At 66.3% G+C, this 11,962-nt stretch carries 9 protein-coding genes; all 9 read left to right on the top strand.

Going from position 1 to position 11,962, the window contains the following annotated elements; genetic code table 11:
* Positions 1 to 14: 14 nt before the first annotated feature.
* The 9 genes from BAMB_RS22485 (at position 15) to BAMB_RS22445 (ending at position 11,957) form a co-directional block, all read left to right on the top strand.
* The gene (locus BAMB_RS22485; protein ID WP_011659468.1) at positions 15 to 548 is read left to right on the top strand and encodes a DUF5943 domain-containing protein; all 534 of its coding nucleotides are present in this window, start codon (positions 15 to 17) and stop codon (positions 546 to 548) included.
* Positions 549 to 622: 74 nt separating this feature from the next.
* Positions 623 to 2,686: an NADH:flavin oxidoreductase gene (locus tag BAMB_RS22480; RefSeq protein WP_011659467.1), complete on the top strand. Its 2,064-nt coding sequence runs from the start codon at positions 623 to 625 to the stop codon at positions 2,684 to 2,686.
* Between the two features lie 2 nt (positions 2,687 to 2,688).
* Positions 2,689 to 4,614, top strand: a complete 1,926-nt coding sequence (locus tag BAMB_RS22475; RefSeq protein ID WP_011659466.1) for a (Fe-S)-binding protein — start codon at positions 2,689 to 2,691, stop codon at positions 4,612 to 4,614.
* 4 nt (positions 4,615 to 4,618) lie between these two features.
* On the top strand, positions 4,619 to 5,788 hold the full coding sequence (locus BAMB_RS22470; protein ID WP_011659465.1) for an electron transfer flavoprotein subunit alpha/FixB family protein: 1,170 nt from the start codon (positions 4,619 to 4,621) through the stop codon (positions 5,786 to 5,788).
* Positions 5,785 to 6,570: an electron transfer flavoprotein subunit beta/FixA family protein gene (locus BAMB_RS22465; RefSeq protein ID WP_011659464.1), complete on the top strand. Its 786-nt coding sequence runs from the start codon at positions 5,785 to 5,787 to the stop codon at positions 6,568 to 6,570. Before BAMB_RS22470 ends, BAMB_RS22465 begins: the two co-directional genes overlap by 4 nt.
* Positions 6,571 to 6,623: 53 nt before the next feature.
* Positions 6,624 to 7,865 (top strand): aromatic ring-hydroxylating oxygenase subunit alpha, encoded by a 1,242-nt coding sequence (locus tag BAMB_RS22460; protein ID WP_011659463.1) that lies wholly within the window; start codon positions 6,624 to 6,626, stop codon positions 7,863 to 7,865.
* 112 nt (positions 7,866 to 7,977) lie between these two features.
* Entirely contained in the window at positions 7,978 to 9,126 is a 1,149-nt protein-coding gene (locus BAMB_RS22455) for an FAD-binding oxidoreductase (protein WP_011659462.1), read from the top strand.
* Between the two features lie 133 nt (positions 9,127 to 9,259).
* Entirely contained in the window at positions 9,260 to 10,123 is an 864-nt protein-coding gene (locus tag BAMB_RS22450; protein ID WP_011659461.1) for a glycine betaine ABC transporter substrate-binding protein, read from the top strand.
* A gap of 178 nt (positions 10,124 to 10,301) precedes the next feature.
* Complete coding sequence (locus tag BAMB_RS22445) at positions 10,302 to 11,957, top strand: trimethylamine N-oxide permease (protein ID WP_011659460.1); 1,656 nt, start codon at positions 10,302 to 10,304, stop codon at positions 11,955 to 11,957.
* Positions 11,958 to 11,962: the final 5 nt, after the last annotated feature.

Raw genomic sequence — 11,962 nt, 5'->3', positions numbered from 1 at the left:
ACGGAGTCACCACGATGCAACCGCAACTGCCGATCAACGTCGATCCCGATACCGGCGTCTGGACCACCGACGCGCTGCCGATGCTGTACGTGCCGCGCCACTTCTTCACGAACAATCACGTCGCCGTCGAGGAAGCGCTCGGCGTCGACGCGTATGCCGAGATCCTCTACAAGGCCGGCTACAAGTCCGCATACCACTGGTGCGACAAGGAAGCGAAGCTGCACGGGCTGACCGGCATGGCTGTGTTCGAGCACTACCTGAAGCGCCTGTCGCAACGCGGCTGGGGCCTGTTCTCGATCATCGAGGCCGACCCGGCCAGCGCGCGCGCGAAGATCGAGCTGCGCCACTCGTCGTTCGTGCTCCAGCAGCCGGGCAAGGAAGGCAAGCTCTGCTACATGTTCGCGGGCTGGTTCGCTGGCGCAATGGACTGGGTCAACGACACGACGCCGGAAGGCAAGGGCGCGCCGCGTGCGCAGTCGAAGGAAGTGCAGTGTGCGGCCGAGCATCACGACCACTGCGTCTTCGAAGTGTCGCCGCTCGCGCACTGACGCGCTGACGATCCGACACAGCAACACAACAACACCCGCAACACGAGACATTCGAACGCCAGAGGTCGCCTGCGATGCGTTATCCCCACCTGTTCAAACCCATGCAGCTGAACCAGTTGACGCTGCGCAACCGGATCGTCAGCACCGCCCACGCGGAGGTGTATGCCGAGCCGGGCGGCCTGCCGGGCGACCGCTACATCCGCTACTACGAAGAGAAGGCGAAGGGTGGCGTCGGCCTCGCGATCTGCGGCGGCTCGAGCCCCGTGTCGATCGACAGCCCGCAGGGCTGGTGGAAGTCGGTGAACCTGTCGAACGACAAGATCATCGACCCGCTCACGCGCCTGGCCGACACCATGCACAAGCATGGCGCGAAGATCATGATCCAGGCGACGCACATGGGCCGCCGCTCGTCGTTCCACGGCGAGCACTGGCCGCACCTGATGTCGCCGTCGGGCGTGCGCGAGCCGGTGCACCGCGGCAACGCGAAGATCATCGAGATCGAGGAAATCCGCCGCATCATCGGCGACTTCGCGGCGGCGGCCAAGCGCGTGAAGGCGGCCGGCATGGACGGCATCGAAATTTCCGCCGCGCACCAGCACCTGATCGACCAGTTCTGGAGCCAGCGTTCGAACCATCGCACCGATGAATGGGGCGGCAGCCTCGAGAACCGCCTGCGCTTCGGCATCGAAGTGCTGACGGCCGTGCGCGAAGCGGTGGGCAAGGACTTCTGCGTCGGCCTGCGGATGTGCGGCGACGAATTCCACGAGGACGGCCTCGATCACGAAGCGCTGAAGGAAATCGCGCAGGCGATGTCGGAGACGGGCCTGATCGACTACCTGAGCGTGGTCGGCTCGGGCGGCGATACGCACAACACGATCGCCAACTGCATGCCGCCGATGGCGCTGCCGCCGGAGCCGTTCGTGCACCTCGCCGCCGGCATCAAGTCGGTGGTGAAGATCCCCGTGATGCACGCGCAGAGCATCCGCGACGCGGGCCAGGCCGAACGCCTGCTCGCGAACGGCATGATCGACCTGGTCGGCATGACGCGCGCGCAGATCGCCGATCCGCACATGGTGATCAAGATCCGCGATGGCCGCGAAGATGAAATCAAGCAGTGCGTCGGCGCGAACTACTGCATCGACCGCCAGTACAACGGCCTCGACGTGCTGTGCATCCAGAACGCCGCGACGTCGCGCGAAGCGACGATGCCGCACATCATCGAGAAGTCGCGCGGCCCGAAGCGCAAGGTGGTGGTGGTCGGCGCGGGCCCCGCGGGGCTCGAGGCCGCACGCGTCGCGAAGCTGCGCGGCCACGACGTGGTGCTGTTCGAGAAGAACACCGAAGTGGGCGGCCAGGTGATGATCGCCGCGAAGGCGCCGCAGCGCGAACAGATGTCGGGGATCATCCGCTGGTTCGACATGGAAACCAAGCGCCTGGGCGTCGATCGCCGCCTCGGCGTCGCCGCCGACGAGAAGATGATCATGGCCGAGAAGCCGGACATCGTCGTGCTCGCCACGGGCGGTTCGAGCTTCACGTGGCAGGTGCCGGGCTGGGGCGTGGCCGAAGGCCTGGCCGTCAGCTCGTGGGACATCCTGACCGGCAAGGTCGAGCCGAAGCAGAACGTGCTGCTGTTCGACGGCGTGAGCACCCATGCGGGCGCGGGCGTCGCCGACTTCATGGCGAGCCGCGGCTCGAAGGTCGAGGTCGTGACGCCCGACGTGAAGGTGGCTGACGATTGCGGCGGCACGACGTTCCCGATCTTCTATCGCCGCCTGTATGCGCTCGGCGTGATCCCGACGCCGAACACCATGCTCGATCGCGTGTACGAGGAGGACGGCAAGACGATCGCCGTGCTGCGCAACGAGTACACCGAGGAACTGGAAGAGCGCGCGGTCGATCAGGTGGTGATCGAGAACGGTTCGTCGCCGAACGACGAGCTGTACTGGAAGCTCAAGCCGGAGTCGGTGAACCGCGGCCAGATCGATCCGCACACGCTGTTCGCGGCCGAGCCGCAGCCGTGCCTGTCGGAAGAACTCGGCAACGGCCGCTTCCTGCTGTTCCGTGTCGGCGACTGCATCTCGATGCACAACGTCCACGGCGCGATCTATGACTCGCTGCGTCTCGTGAAGGATTTCTGAAAATGAATCCGTCCTTCCTCATTACCGCACTGTTGTGGCTGTCGGTGGCGGGGCTCGCGTTCGCGGTCGCGAAGCGCTCGTCCTACTGGCGTCTCGGCCGGGCCACGGCGCCCGGCTCGTTCGGCGTCGCGAACCTGTTCGCGATTCCGAAGCGCTACTTCGTCGACCTGCACCACGTGGTCGCCCGCGACCCGTACATCGCGAAGACCCACGTCGCCACCGCCGGCGGCGCGATCGGTGCGCTCGCGCTGGTGTTCGTCAACTACGGCCTCGCGATCTACTCGCCGTGGCTCGACAAGCTGATCTTCCTCGCGGCGCTCGCGATGCTCGTCGGCGTGGTGTTCGTCTGGCGCCGCCGCGCGGCGAAGAACGTGCCGGCCCGCCTGTCGCGCGGCCCGTGGAACGCGCTGCCCTGGCTGCTCGGCTCGTTCGCGCTCGGCCTGGTGCTGTTCATGGTCGTGCCGACCGGCGCGATGTCGGGAGCGTTCGCGGTGCTCTGCGCGCTGCTGATCGGCGCCGGCGCATTCACGATGACCATCGGCGCCGCGAAGGGCGGCCCGATGAAGCATGCGATCGCCGGCCTGCTGCACCTCGCGTTCCACCCGCGCCAGGAGCGTTTCGCGGCTACCCGCGACTCGTTCACGGGCAACGGCACGGCCACGCCGCCGACCGCGCTGAAGCTGCCGGACATCGAGCACGAGGAATACGGCGTCGCGAAGCCGGTCGAATTCCGCTGGAACCAGCTGCTGAGCTTCGACGCGTGCGTGCAGTGCGGCAAGTGCGAGGCCGCGTGCCCCGCGTTCGCCGCGGGCCAGCCGCTGAACCCGAAGAAGCTGATCCAGGATCTCGTCGTCGGGATGGCGGGCGGCACCGATGCGGCCTACGCGGGCAGCCCGACGCCGGGCCTCGCGGTCGGCCAGCATCGCGGCGAGCCGAACGGCCCGATCGTGTCCGGCCTGATCGAGGAACAGACGCTGTGGTCGTGCACGACCTGCCGCGCATGCGTGCAGGAATGCCCGATGCTGATCGAGCACGTCGACGCGATCGTCGACATGCGCCGCAACCGCACGCTGGTGCACGGTACGGTGCCGGGCAAGGGCCAGGAAGTGCTCGCGAACCTGCGCGAGACCGGCACGATGGGCGGTTACGACGCAGCCGCGCGCTACGACTGGTCGGTCGATCTGAGCGCACCCGTCGCGCAACCCGGCAAGCCGGTCGACGTGCTGTTCGTCGCGGGTGAAGGCGCGTTCGACATGCGTTACCAGCGCACGCTGCGCGCGTTCGTGAAGGTGCTGAACAAGGCAGGCGTCGACTACGCGGTGCTCGGCGGGACCGAGACCGATACCGGCGACGTCGCACGGCGCCTCGGCGACGAAGCGACGTTCCAGCGGATGGCGAAGCGCCTGATCGGCACGCTCGGCACGCTGTCGTACAAGCAGATCGTGACGGCCGACCCGCACGTGATGCACAGCCTGCGCAACGAATACCGCGCGCTCGGGCTGCGCGTGACGGTCAAGCATCACACGACCTACCTCGCAGAGCTGGCCGAGAGCGGCAAGATCGCGCCGAAGGCCGTCGAGGCGCTGCGCGAGAAGCGCACCACGTATCACGACCCGTGCTACCTCGGCCGCTACAACGGCGAGACGGAATCGCCGCGCAAGCTGCTGAAGACGATCGGCATCCAGGTCGTCGAGATGGAGCGCAACGGCATGCGCGGGCGCTGCTGCGGCGGTGGCGGCGGTGCGCCGCTGACCGACATCCCCGGCAAGCAGCGTATTCCGGACATCCGCATCGCCGACGCGCGCGCCATCGGCGCGGACGTGGTCGCGGTCGGGTGCCCGAACTGCACCGCGATGCTCGAGGGCGTCGTGGGCCCGCGCCCCGACGTGCTCGACGTGGCCGAACTCGTTGCCGCCTCGCTGGAGTGAATCGATGAACACGATCAAACGAATCGATCCGCGCCGGCCGTTCATCATCACGGCCGCGGGCTTGAAGCGCATCACGCTCGGCCAGGAAGGCAGCGCCGACGCGAGCGCCGCGCAGTGGTCCGCTCACGGTCATGGCGCCGCGGCCGCGAAGCCGCGCCGCGCGGTGCAGGACCCGAAGCACGTGATGCTGGTGGTGGCGCACACCGAGCGCGGCGCGCTCGACGACCATTCGCGCCAGGCGATCGCCGCCGCCGCGGTGCTGGCCGACGCGCAGACGGAAGTCGCGCTGCTGGCGTTCGGCGAACTGAAGGATGACGCCGCGGAACTCGGCGTCGACAAGCTGATCGAGCTGCCCGACTTCGACCGCCGCGCATTCGCGCCCGAAAGCGAACTGCAAGCATTGCAGGCCTGTGCCGCGGCGCTCGCGCCGAAGCACGTGTTCGTGCCCGACAACGCGACCGGCGACGGCGATCTCGGCCGGCGTTACGCGGCCGCCGCCGGCGCGAGCGTCGCGACCCACGTGGTCGAGATCGACGCGAAGCATGTCGGCGCGTATGCGCAGGCCGGCCGTGCGTTCGCGACGCGCGGCTTGCCCGACGTGATCCTGCTCGCGCAGAACGCGGTCGAGGCGAAGCTGCCGTTCGTCGGCGCCGGCGATCGGCTGGCCGCGGACTTCATCCGCCCGGCCGGCGACGCGGCGCAGCCGTATCGCGATCTCGGCCTCGAGGAAATCGACGCCGCGCAGGTCGCGCTGGAGGAAGCCGACTTCATCGTGTCGGCCGGTAACGGCGTATCCGACATCGGCGCGTTCGAGCGGCTCGCCGGCGCATTCGGCGCGGCGATCGGCGCGAGCCGCGTCGCGGTCGACAACGGCCACTTCACGCGCGACAAGCAGGTGGGCGCGACCGGCAAGACGGTCGAGGCCAGCGTGTACATCGCGTTCGGCATCTCGGGCGCGGTGCAGCACTTGCAAGGGATCAAGGACTGCCGTCACGTGATCGCGGTCAACCTCGACGGCAGTGCGCCGATCGCCAAGCGCGCGAACCTGACGGTGGTGGGCGACGCGCAGGCGACGATCGCCGCGCTGATCGACGAGGTGCAGGCCGCGCGTGCGTCGCGCGGACAATCGCCGACCGCGGTCGGCGCCCGTGAATCCGAAGGAGTCGCAGCATGAACGCCCCTCGCCAGTTGCAACGCATCGCGGTGCTCGTGTCCGTGGGCCGGCACCCGGTCAGCGGCACCGCGCGCTACAGCCGCAACGACGCGGCCGCGCTCGAGGTCGGCCGCCAGCTCGCCGAGAAACATCGGGCCCAGCTCGACGTGATCCATGCGGGGGACCCCGCCAATGAAGCGCTTGCCGAATACCTCGCGCTCGGCGCGCGGCAGGTCGAGGTGCTCGCCTGCCGCGACGGCGACGATGCCGCGCATGCGCTGGCCGCCCGCGTCGAAGGGTACGACCTCGTGCTGACCGGCACCCGTGCGGAGGGCGCGTACGACACCGGCATGCTGCCGTATCGCGTCGCCGCGACGCTCGGCTATCCGCTCGTCGGCTCGGCCGTCGACGTGACGGTCGACGGCGGCCGCGCGGCGGTCCGGCAATTCTTGCCGAAAGGGCTGCGGCGGCGCGTGGACGCGGCGCTGCCGGCCGTCGTCGCGGTGCATCCGCTCGCCAACGTGGAGCCGCGTTACGCGTATGCGCGGCTGCGGGCCGGCGCGATCCGCCCGCTGCTCACGGCGACCGGCGCGGACGCCGATGCGGCCGCGTGGAAGGTCGGCGCGATCGAGCGTAAACCCGTAAAACTGGTCGCCGCCGAGAAGCGCTCCGGGCATGCGCGGATGCTGTCCGCGACGACGACCGAAAGCCGCGGCGGCAACGTCGTAAATGAAGGGAGTTCAGTCGAAAAAGCACAAGTGATACTCGCGTATTTGCGCGAGCATCAGCTCATCGACTACTGAATTTGGTGCCTGTCGGCAAGAACCCCAGGGATGCAAGGAATCCGGAGCAAACGATGAAAGTATCGGCAGACATTCGTGCACTGATCGCGCGACGCAAGGAAGGCCACAGCCTCGAGGCGCCGTTCTATACGAGCGAGGAAATCTTCGCCCTCGACATGGAGGCGATTTTCCGCCAGCACTGGATCCAGGTAGCGGTCGAACCGGACATCCCCGAGCCGGGCGACTACGTGACCGTGGAACTGGGCAGCGACTCGATCCTGATCGTGCGCGACGACGACATGGAAATTCGCGCGTTCCACAACGTGTGCCGTCATCGCGGCGCGCGCCTGTGCAACGAGGACAAAGGCTCGGTCGGCAACATCGTGTGCCCGTACCACAGCTGGACCTACAACCTGACCGGCCAGCTGATGTTCGCCGAGCACATGGGCGAGAAGTTCGACCGCTGCAAGCACAGCCTGAAGTCGGTGCACGTGCAGAACCTCGCGGGGCTGATCTTCGTCTGCCTCGCCGAGGAGCCGCCGGTCGATTTCGCGCAGTTGCGCGCCGAGATGGAGCCGTACCTGCTGCCGCACGATCTGCCGAACACGAAGATCGCCGCTCAGGTCGACATCATCGAGGAAGGCAACTGGAAGCTCACGATGGAAAACAACCGCGAATGCTATCACTGCGTCGCGAACCATCCGGAGCTGACGATCTCGCTGTACGAATACGGCTTCGGCTACCAGCGCTCCGACGCGAACGCCGAAGGCATGGACGCATTCGCCGAAACCTGCGTGCGCCGCGGCAAGGAGTGGGCCGAGATGGGCCTGCCGTCCGCCGAAATCGAAAAGCTGAGCGACGTGACGGGCTTCCGCACGCAGCGCCTGCCGCTCGACCGCCACGGCGAATCGCAGACGCTCGACGCGAAGGTCGCGTCGAAGAAGCTGCTCGGCAAGTTCGACCAGGCCGACCTCGGCGGCCTGTCGTTCTGGACGCAGCCGAACTCGTGGCACCACTTCATGAGCGATCACATCGTGACGTTCTCGGTGATTCCGCTGTCGGCCGGCAAGACGCTCGTGCGCACCAAGTGGCTCGTGCACAAGGACGCGAAGGAAGGCATCGACTACGACGTGAAGAACCTGACGGCCGTGTGGAACGCGACCAACGATCAGGATCGCGCGCTCGTCGAATTCTCGCAGCGTGGCGCGACCAGCAGCGCGTACGAGCCGGGCCCGTATTCGCCGTTCACGGAAGGTCTCGTCGAAAAATTCTCGGCCTGGTACATCGGCCGGCTCGCCGAAAAAACCGGCGCGTAGTAGTCAGCGGACAGCAAGCGGAGTCAATGATGAAACAACCCCAACGCTCACTTTGCTCGCTGCCCCCCGAGGGGGCGGTCAACCTCCTTGGGGCGGCCCGGCGGAGGTTGGCATGATGCGAGATGCAGCCAATTTCGAGCCGGCGGAAAGCCGGGTGACGCACCCGGCATTCTGGACCGCGCTGCCGGAGCGCTGGACGAGCGACGTCGAGGAAACGCTGGTGTGCTGCCAGGTTCGGCAGGAAACCCATGACGTGAAGAGCTTCTTCTTCCGTTCGCCGCAAGGCCGTGCGTTTTCGTTCGAGCCGGGGCAGTTCATCACGCTCGAGCTCGACATCGAAGGCGAGACGATCAACCGCTGCTATACGATCTCGTCGTCGCCGGCGCGTCCGCACACGATCTCGATCACGGTCAAGCGCGTGCCGGGCGGCAAGGTGTCGAACTGGCTCCACGACAACCTGCGCCCGGGCGCGTCGGTTCGCGTGCTCGGCCCGGCCGGCGAATTCACGTGCGCACGGCATCCGGCGCGCAAGTACCTGTTCCTGTCGGCCGGCTCGGGCGTCACGCCGCTGATGTCGATGAGCCGCGCGCACCATGATCTCGCCGAGGATCGCGACATCCTGTTCGTGCACAGCGCACGCACGCCGGACGACATCATCTTCGCGCGCGAGCTCGATCTGATCGCGTCGAATCATACGAACTTCCGCACGTCGTTCGTCGTCGAGCGCGTGGGCGCACGCACCAACTGGCCGGGCGTCACGGGCTTCCTGACGTTGCCGCTGCTGAAGCTGATCGCTCCGGACTTCATGGAGCGCGAGATCTTCACGTGCGGCCCCGCGCCGTACATGAAGGCCGTGCGCGACCTGCTCGACGAAGCCGGCTTCGACCGCAAGCAGTATCACGAGGAAAGCTTCTCGTTCGAAACGCTCGCGCAGACCGCGAGCGACGAGGTGCTCGCCGAACTCGTGCCGGCGGCCGACGGCGGCGACGTCGCGACGAAGCAGTACACGGTCAGCTTCGCGAAGAGCAACCGCGAAATTTCCTGCGGCTCCGGGCAGCACGTGCTCGACGCGGCACGCCAGTCGGGCGTGCGGCTTCCGGCGTCGTGCACGCAGGGCATGTGCGGCACCTGCAAGGTGAAGCTCGTGTCGGGGCAGGTGGAGATGAAGCACAACGGCGGCATCCGCCAGCGCGAGATCGACCAGGGGATGGTGCTGCTGTGCTGCAGCAAGCCGCTGTCGGATCTCGTGATCGACAAATAAGCAAACAAGCCATTGGCTGTCCGGGCGCGTCGCGTCCGGACAAGCATCCGTCGGAAAAGAACGATACCGCGGATTTGTGGTTGAAGAACCTAGAGAGGCAACGCGCGGTGAGCGCATATCAAGGAGATCGACCATGAAGCTGTTCGGAAAACTGTTGTGGACGGGCGCGGTGTCGGCCATGGTGGCGCTGAGCGCGTCAGCACTTGCGGATACGAAGCCGACGCTGAAAATCGGCTACGTCGAAGGCTGGGACGACAGCGTCGCGACGTCGAACGTCGCGGCACGCGTGATCGAGAAGAAGCTCGGCTACGAAGTGAAGCTCGTGCCGGTCGCTGCCGGGATCATGTGGCAGGGCGTGGCGCGCGGCGATCTCGACGCGACGCTGTCGGCCTGGCTGCCGGTCACGCACGGCTCGTACTGGAGCGAATACAAGAGCAAGGTCGTCGACGTCGGCGCGAACTTTCCCGACGCGAAGATCGGCCTGATTGTCCCGGATTACGTGAAGGCGAAGAGCATCGAGGATCTGAACGCCGAGAAGAGCAGCTTCGGCGGCCGCATCGTCGGCATCGATGCCGGTGCGGGCGTGATGCGCAAGACCGACGAAGCGATCAAGAACTACGGGCTGAGCTACACGCTGATGCCGAGTTCGGGCAGCGCGATGACGGCCGAGCTGTCGCGCTCCGTCAGTGCGAACAAGCCGGTGATCGTGACCGGCTGGGCGCCGCACTGGATGTTCGCGAAGTGGAAGCTGCGCTTCCTCGAGGATCCGAAGAAGGTGTTCGGCGGCGCGGAGCATGTCGACAGCGTCGTGAACCCGCAGCTCGAAACGAAGGCCAAGCCGGTCGTCGCGTTCCTGAAGAAATTCCAGTGGAAACCGGGCGAGATCGACAGCGTGATGCTCGCGATCCAGAACGGTTCGAAGCCGGAAGCGGCCGCCGATGCGTGGATCGCAGCCCATGCGGACCGCGTGAATTCGTGGACCGAAGGCGCCCAGTAACACGCGACGCTTCATCGCGCGCATCGCTATAAAAAATACGCCGGGAATGGCACGCAGGAATCCGAAATAATCGTGATTCAATGCGGCCATATCCCGGACTTCTTTTTCTGATTCTGCAAGAAAAGGCGTAAGTTGTTACACTACGGCCCTTGTGCGGAGTCATCTCAGGAGGCAATGGATGAGTCAGGCAGGACTGCGTGCTAATCGCACCAGTGACGTTGAGACAACCATCTCACATGATTCGACGGGCCACACGCTGCATCGTGGCCTGACTTGGAAAGACGCATTCTGGGTAACGAGCGGCGTGCCGGCAGGCGTCCTGTTCACGATCGGCGGCGTATGCGCGACGATCGGCCAGCCCGCGTGGGCGATCTGGATCGCCGCGATCACGATGGGGCTGATTCAAAGCGCGACTTATGCGGAAATATCCGGGCTATTTCCCCATAAATCGGGCGGCGCGTCCGTGTATGGCGCGATCGGCTGGGTCCGTTACAGCAAGCTGATTGCCCCGGTTTCCGTGTGGTGCAACTGGCTCGCGTGGTCGCCGATGCTCGCGCTCGGCTGCGGCCTCGCGGCGAGCTATGCGCTCACGAGTCTCTTTCCCGCCGATGCGGCGGTGCTGCACTGGCAGCTCAGGATCGCCGATCTCGGTTTCATCAAGCCGGGTCTTTCCCTGCGAATCAACGCGACGTTCATCATCGCGACGATTCTGCTTCTCATCACGTTCAAGCTTCAGCACAGCGGCGCGTCGAAGGCTGCGCGCACGCAGCGCATTCTCGGCATTGCATCGCTCACGCCGCTGCTGATCGTCGGCATCGTGCCGTTCGTCACCGGCGACGTGCCGATGTCGAACCTGCTCCCGCTGCTGCCGCTCGGTCACGACGCGCACGGCAACCTCACGACCGCGACGTTCGGCTCGTGGAACGGGCAGGGCGTGACGATGGCGCTCGGCGCGATGTTCATGGCCGGCTGGGCGTCGTACGGCTTCGAGACGGCCGTCTGCTACACGCGCGAATTCCGCGATCCGCGTCGCGACACCGCGAAGGCGATCTTCTGGTCGGGCGCGCTGTGTCTCGTCGTGATGACGCTCGTGCCGATGGCGTTCCAAGGCGCGCTCGGCACGCAGGCGATGCTCGATCCGGCGATCGGCGACGGCACCGGTGTCGCGGCCGCGATGGCGAGGATCGTCGGCGGTGGCGCATGGGTCGCGAATGCGGTCGTCGTGATGCTGATGCTGTCGATCCTGCTGATCGTGATGACGTCGATGATGGGCTCGTCGCGCACGCTGTACCAGGCATCGGTCGACGGCTGGCTGCCGAAGTACCTGTCGCACGTGAACGAGCACGGCTCGCCCACGCGCGCGATGTGGACCGATCTCGGCTTCAACCTCGTGTTGCTGATGATGTCGGACTACATGACGGTGCTGTCGATCTCGAACGTCTGCTACATGCTGTTCGTATTCCTGAACCTTCAGTCGGGCTGGATCCACCGGATGGATCGCGGCAACTGGGATCGGCCGTTCCGCTGCCCGACCTGGCTGCTCGTCGCCGGTTCGATTTGCGGCTACGCGAACCTCGTCTATGTCGGCGCGGGCGCGAACCTGCAGGGCGAAGGCACGCTGCGCAACGGGCTGATCGCGATGCTGCTGATCGTGCCGGTGTTCCTGTTCCGCCACTACTGGCAGGATCGCGGTCGCTTCCCCGCGCAAATGCAGCAGGACATGGAACTCGAAGTGCCGAAGCGCGCGATGTGGCTGAACCTGATGCCGTATGCGGCGCTGATCGGCGCGGGGCTCACGATCTGGCTGTCGTATTACATTGCGTGGGTGAAGTAAGCGGC

This window comes from Burkholderia ambifaria AMMD, assembly GCF_000203915.1.
Classification (GTDB): domain Bacteria; phylum Pseudomonadota; class Gammaproteobacteria; order Burkholderiales; family Burkholderiaceae; genus Burkholderia; species Burkholderia ambifaria.
The sequence above is the reverse complement of the archived record's forward strand: the minus strand, read 5'-3'. Positions and strand labels throughout refer to the sequence as shown.